13 protein-coding genes are annotated in these 16,041 nt (G+C 70.4%); 3 read left to right on the plus strand and 10 right to left on the minus strand.

Annotation, left to right across the window (positions count from 1 at the left end; translation table 11 throughout):
* Position 1: 1 nt before the first annotated feature.
* Genes KIK09_RS00990 through KIK09_RS01005 form a run of 4 tightly spaced genes read right to left on the minus strand, consistent with a single transcriptional unit; the run spans position 2 to position 3,708 of the window.
* Positions 2 to 562: a COG4315 family predicted lipoprotein gene (locus tag KIK09_RS00990; RefSeq protein ID WP_214316689.1), complete on the minus strand. Its 561-nt coding sequence runs from the start codon at positions 560 to 562 to the stop codon at positions 2 to 4.
* A gap of 31 nt (positions 563 to 593) precedes the next feature.
* On the minus strand, positions 594 to 1,496 hold the full coding sequence (locus KIK09_RS00995) for an alpha/beta fold hydrolase (RefSeq protein WP_214316690.1): 903 nt from the start codon (positions 1,494 to 1,496) through the stop codon (positions 594 to 596).
* Positions 1,486 to 2,643, minus strand: a complete 1,158-nt coding sequence (locus KIK09_RS01000; RefSeq protein WP_214316691.1) for an LLM class flavin-dependent oxidoreductase — start codon at positions 2,641 to 2,643, stop codon at positions 1,486 to 1,488. Before KIK09_RS01000 ends, KIK09_RS00995 begins: the two co-directional genes overlap by 11 nt.
* Before the next feature lie 9 nt (positions 2,644 to 2,652).
* Positions 2,653 to 3,708: a zinc-binding dehydrogenase gene (locus tag KIK09_RS01005; protein WP_214316692.1), complete on the minus strand. Its 1,056-nt coding sequence runs from the start codon at positions 3,706 to 3,708 to the stop codon at positions 2,653 to 2,655.
* A 171-nt stretch (positions 3,709 to 3,879) separates the two neighbouring features.
* Here KIK09_RS01005 and KIK09_RS01010 point away from each other — a divergent pair, with 171 nt between their 5' ends.
* A complete protein-coding gene (locus tag KIK09_RS01010; protein WP_214316693.1) occupies positions 3,880 to 4,962 on the plus strand; it encodes a TIGR03118 family protein in 1,083 nt (360 codons plus the stop codon).
* A gap of 124 nt (positions 4,963 to 5,086) precedes the next feature.
* On the opposite strand, the gene KIK09_RS01015 is transcribed toward KIK09_RS01010, so the two are convergent.
* Both KIK09_RS01015 and KIK09_RS01020 read right to left on the minus strand, forming a co-directional pair.
* Positions 5,087 to 6,061 carry a coiled-coil domain-containing protein gene (locus tag KIK09_RS01015; protein ID WP_214316694.1) on the minus strand — a complete coding sequence of 325 codons (975 nt, stop codon included), beginning with the start codon at positions 6,059 to 6,061 and terminating at the stop codon, positions 5,087 to 5,089.
* A gap of 101 nt (positions 6,062 to 6,162) precedes the next feature.
* Positions 6,163 to 7,746, minus strand: a complete 1,584-nt coding sequence (locus KIK09_RS01020) for a serine/threonine-protein kinase (protein WP_214316695.1) — start codon at positions 7,744 to 7,746, stop codon at positions 6,163 to 6,165.
* A 116-nt stretch (positions 7,747 to 7,862) separates the two neighbouring features.
* On the opposite strand from KIK09_RS01020, the gene KIK09_RS01025 reads away from it, so the two are divergent.
* Together KIK09_RS01025 and KIK09_RS01030 are read left to right on the plus strand one after the other, a co-directional pair.
* Positions 7,863 to 8,501, plus strand: coding sequence for a GNAT family N-acetyltransferase (locus KIK09_RS01025; protein ID WP_308163871.1), 639 nt, complete (start codon positions 7,863 to 7,865; stop codon positions 8,499 to 8,501).
* A 222-nt stretch (positions 8,502 to 8,723) separates the two neighbouring features.
* Positions 8,724 to 9,143, plus strand: a complete 420-nt coding sequence (locus tag KIK09_RS01030) for a DUF4396 domain-containing protein (protein ID WP_250572477.1) — start codon at positions 8,724 to 8,726, stop codon at positions 9,141 to 9,143.
* Between the two features lie 3 nt (positions 9,144 to 9,146).
* On the opposite strand, the gene KIK09_RS01035 is transcribed toward KIK09_RS01030, so the two are convergent.
* The 4 genes from KIK09_RS01035 to KIK09_RS57255 all read right to left on the minus strand — a co-directional run bounded on the left by KIK09_RS01035 (position 9,147) and on the right by KIK09_RS57255 (position 16,038).
* Positions 9,147 to 10,202: an NAD(P)-binding domain-containing protein gene (locus tag KIK09_RS01035; RefSeq protein WP_214316697.1), complete on the minus strand. Its 1,056-nt coding sequence runs from the start codon at positions 10,200 to 10,202 to the stop codon at positions 9,147 to 9,149.
* 75 nt (positions 10,203 to 10,277) lie between these two features.
* Entirely contained in the window at positions 10,278 to 12,365 is a 2,088-nt protein-coding gene (locus KIK09_RS01040; RefSeq protein WP_214316698.1) for a carbohydrate-binding protein, read from the minus strand.
* An 8-nt stretch (positions 12,366 to 12,373) separates the two neighbouring features.
* Positions 12,374 to 14,884, minus strand: coding sequence for a carbohydrate-binding protein (locus KIK09_RS01045; RefSeq protein ID WP_214316699.1), 2,511 nt, complete (start codon positions 14,882 to 14,884; stop codon positions 12,374 to 12,376).
* Positions 14,881 to 16,038: a carbohydrate-binding protein gene (locus tag KIK09_RS57255; RefSeq protein ID WP_250572478.1), complete on the minus strand. Its 1,158-nt coding sequence runs from the start codon at positions 16,036 to 16,038 to the stop codon at positions 14,881 to 14,883. Before KIK09_RS57255 ends, KIK09_RS01045 begins: the two co-directional genes overlap by 4 nt.
* Between the last annotated feature and the right edge of the window lie 3 nt (positions 16,039 to 16,041).

Here is a 16,041-nt window from a genome sequence, read left to right on the forward strand (position 1 = left end):
CCTATTCCATGGCCTGGCCGTTGGTCTTGACGGCGTACCACTCGGCGCCGAACTCGTTCTTCTCCTGGCCGGTGGTGTCACCCGGCTTCTTGTCGTCGGCGTAGGTGTAGACCGGGTGGCCGCCGTAGGTCACCTGCATGGTGCCGTCCTTGCGGGCGACCATGGACACCTGGTCGACCTTGGCCCCTTCGGTGGCCGTGGGCTTGCCCTGCGTGATGTAGGGCTTCCACTCCCCGGTGCACGGGCCGTAGCACGCCGGCGTGCCGTCCTCCTCCTTCTCGAAGTGGTACAGGGTCATGCCCTTGCCGGTGACGATGACCTCTCCGAGCTTGGTCTTGGCCGCCTTGACCGTCTGCGCCGCGGCCTGGTTCGCCACATAGGTGGATGGCGTCGGACTGGCCGCCGCCTGCTTGTTCCCCGCCACGTACGGGGTCGGACTGGGCGCCGCTTTAGCCACGTACCCGGTCGGGGTCGGGCTGGGCGCCGCCTGCTGGGTGGTGGTGCCCGTGCTGCCACACCCTGCGACCAGCAGGAAGGCGGGCACCAAGAGTGCTTTTCTCATATCCAGGGCACGAAGATGACCTTGGCCTGGTTCAGCGGCCCGTCCAGTCGAGCTCGTCGAGGAAGCGCACCAGAGCCGCGTTGACCTCGTCCGGCCGTTCCTGCTGGATCCAGTGGCCCGCGCCCTCGAGCAGCACGGTCCCCCGCAGGTCGGGCACCCAGTGGCCGAGCGACTCCACCCGCTCCTTGCGCATCGCGGGATCGAGGGTGCCGCCGATGAACAGGGCGGGCACGCGGACCAGCGCGCCGTCGTAGGGGGCCATCAGCTCCCAGTTGCGGTCGAGGTTGCGGTACCAGTTGAGCGCGCCGGTGAAGCCGGTCCGCGTGAACTCGGCGGCGTAGTGGTCCAGGTCGGCCTGGGTGAGCCAGTCAGGCGGGCCGCCCGGCTCCGGCAGGCGCTCGACGAGGCCGCGGCCGTCGTCGGCGCCGGCCAGCCCGTCGCTGAGCCCGCCCATCATCCTGCGCATCGTGGTGGCGGGGTCGCGCCCCAGGTCGGCGTCGGCCACCCCGGGCTCCTGGAAGTAGAGCACGTAGAACCAGGTGCCCGCGAACGCTTCCTCGATCGCGGCCCGCGAGCGCATCACCCCGCGCGGCTGGAAGGGCACGCTCAGCGCGGCCACCCCCATCACACGTTCGGGCGCCCGCAGCGCCAGCGACCAGACGACCAGCGCGCCCCAGTCGTGGCCCACGAACGCGGCCCGCTCGATCCCGCGCTCGTCGAGCAGGCGCAGCAGGTCGTCGGTCAGGTGGGCGATGTCGTAGTCCTCCACCGCGGGCGGGATCGGGCTGCGCCCGTAGCCGCGCTGGTCGGGGGCCATCACGTGGTAGCCAGCCGCGGCCAGGACGGGCAGCTGGTGGCGCCAGGAGTACGACAGCTCGGGGAAGCCGTGGCACAGCACGACGGGCCAGCCCGCCCCCTGTTCCTCAACGTGCACGCTTCTTCTCCTCCTCGTGGCGCTGCATGGCCGACATGACCGCGGCCCCCGCGGCGCCGATGAACTCACCCCGGTTGGCGGCCGCCCAGTCGCGACTGGCGGTCAGCGTGGTCGACGTGTTCTGGAATTCCGGCATGACGTAGCGGGCGAACAGCTCGTACGACCGCAGGGTGGCCGCGGTGTCCGCCCAGTCATGTCCCATCAGCAGATATGTCCCGAAGCCCCCGGACTTATCCAGCAGGCGCCGGATCTGCGCGATGGCGTCGTCCGGCGTGCCGATCACCGCGAGCCCGGTGCCGTTCATCACCTCCACCAGGCTTTCCGCGTCGTCCACGCCCTCCGGGGCCAGCGGCAGCGCGGCCACCCTGCGGAAGTAGTCGACCCACTGGGGCAGCCCGAAGGCCACCTCCTCGGCCGCCCGCTCGCGGGTCTCGGCCAGGTGCATGGGCCCGACCAGCCGCCACCCGTCACGCGAGACGGCCGTGCCGTACTCCGCGGAGCGCTCCTCCATGATCCCCCAGTGGTAGCCGAGCGCGTCGAACCCGCCCAGACTGGTCGCGCCCAGCGACAGCAGCGAGCAGCCGAACCGGCCCGCGGCGCGCGGCCCCGCCGGGGAGACCTGGGCGGCGACGGCCACCTCGAAGTGCGGCCGCTGGAAGGTCCGCAGCTGCAGCCGGGCGTCGACCAGGCGGAACCAGTCGGTCTCGTAGGTGACCGGCTCGTCGCTGCGCAGCAGCATGAGGATGGCCTCCAGCGCCTCCTCCATCATGTCGCGCTGCCGCGCCACGTCGATCCCCATCATGTAGGCGTCGCTCGGCAGCGCGCCGGGCCCGGCGCCGAACATGACGCGCCCCCGGGTGAGGTGGTCGAGCAGCACCATCCGGTCGGCCAGGATCAGCGGGTGGTGGTAGGGCAGCGAGGACACGCCGGTGCCCAGCCGCAGGTGCCGGGTCCGCTCGGCGGCGGTGGCGATGAACACCTCGGGCGAGGCGATGATCTCGTATCCGGCCGAGTGGTGCTCGCCGAACCACGCCTCGTCGAAGCCCAGCCGGTCGAGGTGGACGATCAGGTCCAGATCGCGTTCCAGGGCGAGCGTGGGATTCTGCCCGACGGGATGGAAGGGGGCCAGGAAGATGCCGAACCGCATGCCGTACTCCTAGGGCTTGACCATGATCTTCACGTGCTCGCCGGGACTGCGCAGCGTCTCGAACGCCTCGGCCACCCCGTCGAGTCCCACCGCCCGCGTCACCAGCCCGCCCGGCGCGTCCCGCAGGAGCGTGGCGGCGAACTCCTCCTGCGTGTACCCGATCGAGAAGCGCACGTCGAGCTCCTTGACGACCGCGGGGAACGGCTCGAACGCGTCCTCGCTCATGCACACGCCCACCACCACGATCCGCGCGCGCGGCGGCGCCCCCTCGACGATCTCCCGCAGCATCCCCGGCACGCCCACGCACTCGAAGATCACCGCGTTCCTGGACGCCACCCCGAACAGCTCGTTCGCGCCGCGCTCGATGATGGTCGCGGGCACGCCCAGCTCACCCCACCGCGTGTACGGCGAGCCCGCCGCGGGATCCACCACGACGTCGGCGCCGAGCCGCTCGGCCAGCGCGCGCCGCGCGGGCGAGAAGTCGGCGGCGACCATGGGCCCGTGCCCGCGTGCCTTGAGCGCCGCGATCACCGCCAGCCCGACGGGCCCGCACCCGACCACCAGGCACACGTCGTCCTGGCCGGGCGCGGCCCTGACCACGGCGTGCTCCCCCACCGCCAGCGGCTCGGTCAGCGCGGCCTGCTCGGCCTGCCTGCCCTCGGGCACCGCGAGCAGCCCGGCCTCCTGCAGCACCATCAGCTCGCCGAACCCGCCGGGGAAGCGCTGGGAGTAGCCGACGTTCTCCGGCCCCTCGGGCCCGAGCACGAGCGGCACCGCGCACACCATGGTGCCGAGCGGCAGGCTCCTGGCCGTGTCGGGCCCGTAGCCGACCAGCTCGGCGCTGAACTCGTGGCCGAAGACGACCTGCCGGCGCGGATCCAGCCCGCCGGGCGCCCCCACCCTGGCCATATGGGCGGCGAATCCGGCCAGGTCCTGGGCGGCGTGCAGGTCGGATCCGCAGATCCCGCACGCCAGCGTCCTGACCAGCACCTGCCCGGGCCCGGGAGCCGGGTCCTCCACTTCGGTGACCACGATCCGGTCGCCGCGCACCACCGCCGCCCGCATCCCGCCTCCTGCTTCTCACCCGGACCGAACGATATTCTGGTTACCGGCCTATCATCTGGCGGGCAACGGGGCAATCTTCGGCATCCCGCGAAGGCTTAGATCCTTCTGAACCCGCGTGGGCGCCCCGCCGTGTCTGTTGCGTAGCGCACCCTCGCAAACCAAGGAGGCCTGATGTTAATCAGGCGGAAAACATCCCTCGTCACCTTGTGCGCCGCGGCCCTCGTCCTGAGCGTGTCCTCCGCTCTCCCCGCCCAGTCCTCGGCGGCGGCCGCCCATCGCCAGACCCGGTTCGAAGAGGTCGACCTGGTGTCCGACCAGCCGGGCAAGGCCCAGATCACCGACCCCAACCTGGTCAATCCGTGGGGCATGAGCATGGGCAAGTTCCTGTGGGTCTCCGACGCCGACAAGGACGTGTCCACCGTCTACTCCGGCGGCGGAACCGCTGGAGCGATCCACAAAGAGAGCCTGGAGGTCAAGGTGGACGGCGGGCCGACCGGGCAGGTGTTCAACCCCGGGCGCGGCTTCACGGTCTCCACCAAGAGCGGCTCGGGCCCGGCGATGTTCCTGTTCGCCACCGAGAGCGGGACGATCCGCGGCTGGAACCCGCAGGCCGACCCGACCACCGCGCTGCTCGGCGCGACGGTCAAGGGGGCCAGCTTCAAGGGCCTGACCATGGTGTGGATCCACGGCAGGCCGTTCCTGCTGGCGGCCGACTTCCTCAACGGCCGGATCGACGTCTTCAACTCCCACTTCAAGCTGCTGCCGACCTTCCGCGCCTTCCGCGACCGCGGGCTGCCGCGCGGGTACGCCCCGTTCAACGTGGCGGCGGTCGGCGGCACCGTGTTCGTCGCCTACGCCAAGCACAAGCCGGGCGACGGGGACGAGATCGCGGGGCCCGGCAAGGGGTTCGTCAGCCAGTTCACCGCGAACGGGCACCTCCTGCGGCGTTTCGCCAGCAGGGGTCCGCTCAACGCGCCGTGGGCTCTCACGGTGGCGCCGCGCTCCTTCGGCACGTACGCCGGCGACCTGCTGGTCGGGAACTTCGGTGACGGCCGGATCAACGCCTACGACCGGTTCAGCGGCCGCTTCATGGGCCCGCTGCGCCACCCCGACGGCTCGGCGATCTCGATCGAGGGCCTGTGGGGCCTCGTGCCCGGCACCTCGGCCAACGGCGGCAGGAACGCCCTGTGGTTCGCCGCCGGCGTCGACGACGAGAAGCACGGATTGGTCGGCCTGATCCGCCCGGCCTACTGATCCGCCCAGTCTGTACGGCGGGCCACGGCTCGCCGTACATCCCGGCCTCGGCGGCCGCCGCGGTTCTCCCCGACTCCCCGCTCCGCGGCGGCCGCCGTGGCCTTGCCGTACCGGGGGAAGGCCTTTAGTAGACGGAGATGTGCGGATGGTCGAAGTGGTTGGCGGTGACGCCGCCGCGGTTGGACATGGTGCGCCAGTAGCCGCGTTTCACGTGCCAGATGCGCTGGCGGTAGATGATGTACATGATGCCGAGCCGCTTGGCGTTCTTGATCGCCCAGTTGGCGATGGCGTAGCCGCGGGCGACCTCCGCGGCCGACGGCATCGAGCCGCCGCGGCTGAGCATGAAGTCGCAGGCCCGGCCGAGCGGGTGCTCGCCGCCGTCCTGGATCGTGCGGTAGCAGCCGATGCCGAAGTCGTCGCCGAAGCGCTCCTCGACCAGGTCCCTGACCAGGCGCATCCGGGGCGTGATGTTGTCCGGCCCGTCGGGTAGCTGGGGCACCCAGGTGCCGTCCGAGCGCCTGACGCCCGGCGCGTGGTAGAGCTGGTCGAGCTTGTCCTTGATCTTGTCGATCAGTTTCTCCGCCTGCTTCTTGCGGGTGCCGAGGTCCGCCACCAGCGCCGCCAGCTCCTTGGCGCGGGCCGCCGCCTCCGCCTCGGCCCGCTGGAAGCCGTCGCGAACCGCGGCGAAGCCGCTCAGGCGGGCGTTCTGGGACTCGACCAGGTGCTGGGCCAGCGCCAGGCGGTTGAGCAGCCCACTGGGGTCGTCGCTGGACGCCATCATGGCGAGGAGGTTGGTGCCCCCGCCGGTGTACTGGGCGACGGCCATCTCCCTGAGCGCCACCGACTCGCGGTCGTAGACCTCCTGGGCGGCCTTCAGCTTCTCGGCCGCCGCTTTCTCGGACTTGTCCGCCTTCAGCAGTTCGATCCGGCGGTTGTAGTAGTCCTTGATCAGCGTGTCCGACTGCTTCTGCAGGTCGGACAGCTCCTTCTTGAGCTGCTTGACCGTGGGCTTGGGCGCGGCGAGTCCCGCCGTGGAGGTCTGCACGACCAGAAGGAGAGCGCCGATCAACGCGAGCAAGAGGTCCCTGCGGGACGGCACACTTCTCCTTCGCCCGGACGGCAGGGCGAAACCCGGTCAGGGCCGGGGGTGCCCTCTTTCCCGATGGACGATAGTAGGGGATGCCGCGACCGGACGGGCAATCAGGTCATTTCGGTATCGCGCTCGTGCCTGGTCCTGCGGACGGCGAACCGCCTGCCGAGCAGCACCGAGCCCGGCACGACCACGAACCCGAGCAGGCCGGTGCCCACGCCGAGACCCACGTCGGCGTCCAGCAGGCCGTCGCCCTTGCCGCTGAGCACCGGCACGTCCAGCGACACCTTGACCGACACCGACAGCAGCGGCTTGGGCCTGGTGGCCGTACCTGGGTCCGGCGGGCTCGACGTGGGAGGTTGCTGGGTCCTCGTCGGTTGCTGGGTCGGCGGCCGGGTGGGCTCCTGGGTTCTGGTGGGCTGCCGGGTGGGCTCGCGGGTCCGCGTCGGCGTGGGCTGCTGCGTGCGGGTGGGCTCCCGCGTCCTGGTGGGCTGGGGTTCCTGGGTTCTGGAGGGTTCGGGGGCCTTCGTGATCGACGGTCCCGGGGTGAAGACGGGCCCGGCGGTGGCGGGCTCGGTGATCGTGGGCGGCGTCAGGCTCGGCTCGGGCGTGGCGGGCTCCGCCGTGGTGGTCTCGAACGGCGGGGAGGCCTGCGCTGTCCTGGTCGGGGGCGGGAAGGCGCTGACGTTCTTCTCCTCGGGACCGCTGTTCCAGACGGAGAACGCCGAGATCACCGCCACCGCGGTCGCGACCACGAGCCCGCCGGTCACCAGCAGCTTGCCGGGCGGCGAGAGCGTGCTGCTGAACAGGCTTGTGCTGCCCTCCGCGGCCGACAGGGCCAGCGGCAGGAGCGCCGTGAACGGCAGCGTCAGCGCTCCGAGCCCGGCGCGTCCGCGCTCCTCCCAGTCGCTCCCGTAGGCCGCGGCCGCGGTCGCCTCCAGCTCTGCCAGGAACGCCTCGGCGGACACGGGACGGTCGGCCGGATCCTTGGCCAGCCCGTGCTCGACCAGCGCCCTGATCGGCCCGGCCACGTTCTCGATCGGCGGCGGCACGTTCTGGTGCTGGTAGGCCAGCGCGGCGATGTTGTCGCCGAGGAAGGGCCGGTGGCCGGTCAGGCACTCGAAGAACACCACGCTGGCGGCGTAGACGTCGGTCGCGGGGCTGGCGGGGGCCTCCTCCCACTGCTCGGGCGCCATGTAGGAGGGGGTGCCGACCAGCGGCACGCTCTCGCCCGAGTGCACGGCCACGCCGAAGTCGACGAGCTTGCTGTCGCCGTCCTGGGAGACGATCACGTTCTCCGGCTTGAAGTCGCGGTGCACCACGCCGTGCCTGTGCGCCTCGGCCAGCGCCAGCAGCGCACCCTTCAGTACGGCCAGCGCCGCCTCGGGCCCGGTGCCGCCCTCGTGCTCGAGCAGGCGGCGCAGCGTGACGCCGTCGACCAGCTCCATCACGATGACGGCGTCGCCGTCCCCCTCGACGTACTCCAGCAGCCTCGCGGTGTGCGGGCTGTCGAGCTCCTTGATCACCAGTGCCTCGGCGCGGAACCGCTCGACGAAGTCCTCGTCCTGGAGCAGTCGCTCCGAGATGTGCTTGATCGCGACCGGTAATCCGTCCGAATCGCGCACGGCCAGCATGACGCGCCCTGTCCCGCCGTGCCCCAGCTCCCGTACTTCGGTGTAGCCGGGAACCTGCATCAGGGTAACCCCCCTGTCCAGACAAAGATCCTTGTGTCGGGACGTTAACCCCTGGTAACACCCGCTGTCGAGGCCTGCCTCCAGCTCCGGATTTACTATTCCGTATAGTTCGGCGCGTGCTGCTGACGGAACATTTGCGACATTGGCTGGGCGCGTGGCCGCCCTCGGGCGAGCTCGACGTGATCGGGTCGCCGCGGCGGTCCGAGCCGGGCTGGGACGGGCGGATCCACCCGGCGATCGGGGTGGGCTCGCCGGACGGCGGCGTGCTCTCGGTGGCGCCCGAGCACGTCGAGCGCGTGGCCGCCGCGTCCCCGTCCGAGGTGCCCGCCCTGGTGGGGTATCCGCGGCGGGGTTGGTTCACGGCGGTCTATCGCTGGAGTACGGCTCCCGCCGCGCTGCCCGACGCGGGCGTCTGGGTTCCCGCCTCCTTCCCCGGCGTACCGGAGTGGCTGCGTCTCTTCGGCGGGGAGGTGCTGGTGGCCGTGGATCCCGGCACGGGAGAGCACCTGGCCGGGGTGGGGGTCAAGCGCCACGACGCCTACGGCCACGAGCTGTCGGTCGTGACGGCTCCGGCGGCGCGGGGGCGCGGGCTCGCCCGGCGCCTGGTCGCGCAGGCGGCCCGGCGGGTGCTCGACGAAGGGGCGGTGCCCACCTACATGCACGCCACGTCCAACGCGGCCTCCGCGGCGGTCGCGGATGCGGCCGGCTTTCCCGCGCAGGGGTGGACGGCCTTCGGGGTCACGGAGTTGCCCTAGTACCCCTAGGGGGTATATACCTATCTTCGCTTGACGATGACGAAGTGAGGAACCCCCATGTCGACGCACTCCCACGGTGACCATTCAGCCCACGCCGACCACGCGGGACACGACGCGCACGCCGGCCACGGCGAGCACAGCGCGCATGCCGGGCATGGCGAGCACGGTGCGCATGCCGGACATGGTGCTCATGGCGGGCACGGTGGCGGGACGTCCTGGAAGATGGCGGCGCAGGCCACGTTGCACTGCCTGACGGGATGCGCCATCGGCGAGATTCTGGGCATGGTGATCGGCACGGCCCTCGGCTGGTCGAACCTGCCGACGGTGGTGCTGGCGATCGCCCTGGCCTTCGTGTCCGGGTACGCCCTGACGATGCGCGGCGTGCTCAAGGCGGGCCTGACGTTCAGCCAGGCGCTGCGGGTGGCCCTGGCCGCGGACACGGTGTCGATCATCGTCATGGAGATCGTGGACAACGGCGTCATGGTGGTCGTCCCCGGCGCCATGGACGCGGGCCTCGGCCAGGCGCTCTTCTGGCTGGCGCTGGCCCTGTCCCTGGTGATCGCCTTCCTGGTGACCACCCCCATCAACAAGTGGATCATCGGCAAGGGCAAGGGCCACGCCGTCGTCCACGCCTACCACTAGGAGTCAGGCGGCGAGCAGGCGCCTGACGGACCGGGCGGCGGTACGGCCGGCGCGGTTGGCGCCGATGGTGCTGGCCGAAGGGCCGTAGCCGACCAGGTGGAGGCGGGGCTCGGCGACCACCCGGGTGCCGTCGACCTTGATGCCGCCGCCCGGCTCCCGCAGGTGGAGCGGGGCGAGGTGGTCCAGGGCCGAGCGGAACCCGGTGGCCCAGACGAGCGTGTCGGCCCCCAGGTGGCGGCCGTCGGGCCAGGTCACGCCGTCCGGGGTGACGCGGGAGAACATGGGCAGGCGTTCGAGCGCCCCCTTCTCCATGGCCTCGCGGACGACGGGCGTGTAGCCGAGGCCCGTGACGCTGACCACGCTCTGCGGCGGGAGCCCGGCCCTGACGCGCGCCTCGACGAGGGCCACGGCCTGCCTGCGGGCGTCCTCACCGAAGTCGTCGTCGCGCCAGACGGGCGGGCGGCGAGTCACCCAGGTGGTGCTCGCGGCCACGCCCGCCAGCTCGGACAGCACGTGCATGGCCGACGCGCCGCCGCCGACGATCACCACGTGGCGCCCGGCGAACTCCCCAGGGCCGCGGTAGCTCGCGTAGTGGAGCTGCCTGCCCTGGAAGTCCGCGGCGCCCGGGTAGTACGGCCAGTACGGCCGCGTCCAGGTGCCGGTGGCGTTGACCACGGCCCGCGCGGCCCACTCCCCCACGTCGGCCGTGACGATCAGGCGGTCGTCCTGGCCCCGGGTGACGGCGGTGACCTTGACGGGCCGTAGGACGGGCAGGGCGACGCGGCGCTCGTAGTCGCCGTAGTACTCGGGCACCACGCTGGCCGCCGGACGCCGCCCGTCGACCTCGGCCTCGCGGTGGACGCCCGGCAGGTCGAAGATGCCGTGCACCTTGTCCATGGTCAGCGACGGCGACCGGTGCCGCCACGCCCCGCCGGGACCCTCGGCGGCGTCGAGCACGCGCAGGTCGAAGCCGAAGCGCTGCAGGAAGTAGGCGCTGGACAGGCCCGCCTGCCCAGCGCCGATGACGACGACCTCGATCTCCTCCACGGATCGTGTCAACCACCGGGGAACCCGAACTCATCCCGGCGGGGGCCGCCTCCCCGCCCGAGTGGTGCCCAGGGCGGGGAGGCGGGGTCAGGAGAGGGTGACGCGGTCGAGGTTGGGCCCGCCGTTCGCCGTGGTGGCGGTGGCGCGGATCGTGTTGGCGCCCGCGTTCAGCGGTACGGTCACCGTCTGCGTGGCCCAGGTGTCCCAGTTGGCGGTGGGCGGGAAGGCCAGCGTGGACGACACCACGGTCCCGTTCACGGTCACGGACATCGGCCGGTCCACCGTGGTGCCGTTGGCGAAGCGCAGCGTCAGCGTCGCATCCCCGGCGGAGGCGGCGTTCACGGAGAACTCCACATAGGAGCCGAGCACGTTGTCGTAGTTCACGAACCCCGTGCCGGTGAACCCGGCGTGGTTGGACTCCACCACGCCCTGCGAGATCGTGGCGTTCTCCGCCTGGTAGTCCGTCCCGACCGGCGTGATCGCCCCCAGGTCCAGGTAGTCCACGTTCGGGCCGCCGTTGGCCGTGGTGGCCGTCAGCTTGATCGTGTTGGCCCCGGCGCTGACCGGCACGCTGAACGTGTCGCTCACCCAGGTGTCCCAGTTGGCCGTGCCGGGGTAGTCCCGGGTGGCGACCACCGAGCCGTTGACGACCACCGACATCGGCCGGTTCACCGTCGTCCCGTTGGCGTACCGCACGGTAACGGCGGCGTTGCCCGCGGAGGCGGCGTTCACGGCGAACTCCACGGACGAGCCGACCACGTTGTCGTAGTTCACGAACCCGGACCCGGAGTACCCGAGGTGGTTGGACTCCACCACACCCTGCGAGATCGTGGCGTTCTCCGCCTCGGAGTGGGGCGTGGCGGCGCTGGGGTGCGCCCTGATCAGCCGGGTCTCACCGGGCCTGAGCGTGGCGCTGTAGGAGGAGTCGACCGTGCCCTCCGAGGCTCCCGACCACAGGTTCGTCACCGCGGCGGAACCCGAGAACCCCACCTGGGACCAGGTGACACTGACCGCGGAGTTGCCCGACGTGCCGGTGTTGAACAGGGCCACCACGTAGTCGCCATTCGCCTCCCGTTTACGCCACACCTGGTTGACACCAGAGTTCACCACCCGCTGGGCGGCCACGCCGTCCTGGTCGACGGCGATGATCCGGTCGTTGGTGAGCATCGCCAGGTCGGTCGCGTTCAGGTTCGTCAGGTCGGTGCCGAGCAGCAGCGGCGCGGCCGCCATCGCCCACAGCGTCAGGTGCGAGCGCCGCTGGTCGGCGGTGAGCCCGGCCTGGTCGCCGTTGCCGATCTCGATCGAGTCCAGGTCGTTCCACCCGCCGGGCCCCGCGTACTGCTGCCAGTTGGCCGCGGAGGTGAACCGGGAGGAGACGTGCGACCAGTCGGTGAGCGGGAAGCCGCTGCCGTTGGGACCAGGGCCGCAGTAGCACTCGACGTCGCCCTGGGTGCGCCAGCTGTTGGCCAGCCGCTTCCAGGTGGTGGCCTGCGCGATGGGCAGGTTGTTCGACAGCGCGAAGTTGATCGGCCTGCCGGTCTGCCGCAGCGCCTTGTCCCAGGCCTCGACGTCGGCCACGGTGGTGGCGTCCACGCCGTCGATCTTGAGGTAGTCGACGCCGTAGGAGGCCATGAGGTTGGCCCAGGAGTTGATGAAGGCCTGCGCGCCCGGCGAGGAGTACTTCAGCCGGTACATGTTCTTGCAGTTGTAGTTCTTGTGCGTCTGCGTGGTGTCGGCGATGTCGGCCGCGTGGTACGACGTCCCCTCGACGGGCGTGTTCTTCAGCACGGCGTTCTTGGCGATGCCCGGCGTGACGTAGAAGCCGAACTTCAGCCCCTTGGCGTGCACGTAGTCGGCCAGCGCCTTGATCCCGCCGGGGAACTTGGCCGTGTCGACCGCCCACCGGCCGAAGGAGTCCACGACGAAGCCGTTGGAGTCGCACTTCTGGTAGAAGTCGTCCAGGTTGACGTAGACGTAGCCGTGGTCGACCAGGCCGCTGCTGACCAGCGCGTCGGCCTGCGCCTTCATCTTGGTCTCGTCGGGCCAGCGGCGCACGAAGCTCCAGCTGCTCCACCCCATGGCGGGCCTGATCGACTGCCCGTTGTCGGACGCGCGCGCCGGTGCGGGCAGCACCAGCAGCGCCACAGCGGCCAGGGCCGCGCATAACTTCCTCAATGTCGCTCCTAGCCGACCGTGATCTTGTCGAGGTTGGGGCCGCCATTGGCGGTGGTGCCGGTCGCCCTGATCGTGTTGGCGCCCGCGTTCAGCGGTACGGTCACCGTCTGCGTGGCCCACGTGTCCCAGTTGGCGGTCGGCCCGAAGGACAGCCCGGAGGAGACGGCGGTGCCGTTGACGGCGACGTCCATCGGCCGGTCCACCGTGGTGCCGTTGGAGTAGCGCAGGGTCAGCGCGGCGTTCCCGGCGGAGGCGGCGTTCACCGTGAACTCCACGTACGAGCCGGCCACGTTGTCGTAGTTCACGAACCCCGTGCCGGTGAACCCGGTGTGGTTGGACTCGACCACGCCCTGCGAGATCGTGGCGTCCTCGGCCTGGTAGTCGGTGCCCGCCGAGGTGGGCGGGTCCACCTCCACGTAGTCCAGGTTCGGGTTGCCGTTAGCGGTGGTGGCGCTGACGCGCAGCGTGTTGGCCCCGGCGGTGACGGGCACGGTGAACGTGTCGGTCGCCCACGTGTCCCACGTGCCCGTGGTGGTGTAACTGCGCGAGCCGTACACCGTGGTGCCGTTGACCGCGATGGCGGCGGGGCGGTCGGTGGTGGTGCCGTTGGAGTAGCGGAGCCTGACCGTGGAGGTGCCGGCCGCGGGCGAGGTGAACGACCACTGCGTGTACGAGCCGGCCACGTTGTCGCCGTTGACGTAGCCGGTGCCCGAGAAGCCGGTGTGGGTGTTCTCGAAGACGCCCTGCGAGATCGTGGCGTCCTCCGCCTCGTAGCGTCCCGGCGGCGGGGTCGTGCCGCCGCCGACGTAGGCGCCGGTCCAGGCCTCGTCGACGCGCCAGCGGGAGATGCCGTGGTGGCCGGTCTTGGTCAGGCGGACGTAGCGCGTGTTGGCGGTCGGGATGTCGATGAACTGGACGCCGCGGGCGTTCGGCACGGTGCCCGTCTTGACGGCGCTCCCCCAGTTCGTCCCGTCGTTGCTGACGAAGACCTGATAGGTCGAGATCCGGGCGGATCCGGACGAGGGGTAGACCGTCGAGTCCTCGCGCTGGTTGAACCCGACGTACTGCACCTTCTTCGAAGATCCCAGGTCGAAGGTCAGCGAGGCGGGCTCGGCGGCGTTGCTGTCCCAGTAGGTGAGGTAGTCGCCGTCACCGGCCGCCGCGGCGGCGTGCCCACTGGTGGAGGACGAGGCCGACATCGTGGCGGTGTAGATGCCCTGGCGGCCCGAGGAGGTCACCTTGAACACCGTGTCGTACTGGTCCCACGAGGAGATCCCGCTGAGCGTCAGCACGCCGTTGGCCTGGGTGAAGGTGACCGGCGCGCCGGTGCGCAGGTTGGTCACGGCGGTGACGGCGTAGCCGTTGTCGCGCAGCGAGAGCGTGCTGCCCGACGGCGGTGTGATCACGTGGACGTAGTGCCGGTTCGGGTCGGTCTTGCTGATGGTGGTCACGCCGTGGGCGCCGTTGTTCCAGAAGCCCGGCTTGAGCCCGCCGTACATGTAGCCGCCGCCCTCGGTGCCGCCGAGGGACTCCCAGATCGTGTCCAGGTAGCCGTTGGCGAAGTTGTTGAAGTTGACCTGCTGGGTGGGGAACTTGCCGTTGACCATGGCGGTCTCGGCCATCAGCGCTTTCACCGACGACCCGGCGTTGGTGATCAGCCGGCCGAGCGTGAGCTTGTAGTCCACGGTGGAGTCGCTGCCGCCGTACCACCAGGGGCCGGAGGAGGGCAGCTTGAAGTCGGCCTCGATGAGCCGCGGCGCGGCCGTGTAGACCGCCTGCGGGTAGTCGTAGGACGGCGTCATGCCGGTCTTCTGCTCGTTGCTGATCATGTCCATGATCGGCGTGTCTTCGTTGTTGTTCGACAGCGTCATGTCCGGCCGCTGCTGGTAGATCTGCGAGTAGAGGTTGTGGCTCTCCCAGTAGGCGTTGTCGTTGTCGATCCAGAAGCCGGCCAGCTTCGGGTAGCGCTGCATCTGCTCGAAGAACTGCAGGTAGCTGAACTCGCCGAACCCGTCGCGAGTGGTCAGGTCCACGCTGTGGCCCACGTAGCTGGAGAAGGCCGAGGAGTTGAGCCAGTCGCCGGAGCTGAGGCCCTCGTTGTGCCACTGCGGGTCGTCGGTCATGTAGTTGATGACCTTCAGCCCCTGCGCGTCCGCGGCGTCGATGAGCTCGCCGAGGAAGTCGCGCTTGGTGGCGCAGCTGCCGGGGATCTTCGACGGGTACGGCCGGGCGTAGCCGAGCCGTGAGTGGAACGTCGCCAGCACGATGTACTGGGTGTGCAGCTTCTTGGCCTCGTTCACCCAGTAGGAGGCGCTCCACCCGCCGTTGGTGACGTCGTTCTCCCACTGGGTGCAGCTGGTGTGCTGCGGCGAGGTGCGCTCGCCCCAGTGCAGGAACAGCCCGGCGATGGAGTTGCGCAGGAAGGCCTGGCGCGGATGCTGGAGGTCGGCCCTGGCGGGGATGGCGACCAGCAGCCCCGCGACCAACCCGACGAAGGCCAGTAAAGCCCGAAATCTCATTGCACGACCTCCATGTAGTCGAGGTTGGGGCACCCGTTGGAGGTGGTGCCGGTGACCCGGATCGTGTTGGTCCCCGCGACCAGGTTCGCCGTGATGCTCTTGGAGGCCCACGTGTCCCAGGTGCCGGTCGAGGGGAAGGAGAGCCCGGAGGCCACGACCGTCCCGTTGACCGAGACGTCCATGGGCCGGCTGGCCGTGGTGCCGTTGGCGTAACGGATCGTCAGCGTGGCGGGGCCTGCGGCGCCGGAGGCGGCGAACTGCACGTAGCACCCGGCCACGTTGTCGGTGTTGACGTAGCCGCTGCCCGAGAAGCCCGGGTGGGTGTTCTCGAAGACGCCCTTGGAGATGGTCGCCTGCTCCGCCTCGTACCTGGTCGCGGTGGCCTGGACCTGCTTGTAGGCGCGCATGTTCGTCAGCAGCAGGTAGCAGTCCTGCAGCGAGCCCGACGTGTCGCCCAGGGAGCGGTAGATGCCCCACTTCGGGCGGACGCGGTCGTCGATGAACGTGTCACCGGACTTGGTGCCGTCCACCAGCGTCGTGCCGCCGGAGCGCAGAATCCAGCGCACCGAACCCGAGTCGCCGATCTTGATCTGGTACTCGGCGTCGATCCACTTGTTCTGCAGCGGTTCCAGCGGGGTGCTGCCGACCAGGATGTCCTGTTGGAAGATCTTGTGCTCGATGGTCTGCACGCCGTTGACCCTGCGCAGCGAGGTGACGGTGATCGGCAGGGTGCCGGTGCCTGGCATCTTGGTCTGGCTGATGTGGGTGAAGGTCGTGGTGGCCTTCAGCGTGCTCGGGATGTACATCGAGTACGTCACCCGCCACGTCTCACCGTTCAGCCACTGCAGGTATCCGGACGGGGTGCGGTTGCCGGTCACCTCCTGGCGCTGCCGATCGGTCATCGTGTCGCGGTCGACCGTGTGCATGTTGAAGCGGAAGTTGTTCCCCTCGGGGAAGATGTGCGGCTGGCCGGCGGGGTGGGAGTTCGCCCTGTCGTCCTCCACGGTCTCGAAGGCGTTGAGCCCGTCGACGGAGGCCTCCGGCGCCCACATGAGCTTCCACGCGGTGGCCGCCGCGGCCGGGCGGGCAGGCAGGTAGGGGGCCAGCAGTGCGGCGCCGACCAGGGTTCCCAGCTGCCGTCGTGACAGTTCCATGAC

Source organism: Nonomuraea sediminis (genome assembly GCF_018531495.1).
In the GTDB taxonomy this organism is placed as follows: Bacteria; Actinomycetota; Actinomycetes; order Streptosporangiales; family Streptosporangiaceae; genus Nonomuraea; species Nonomuraea sediminis.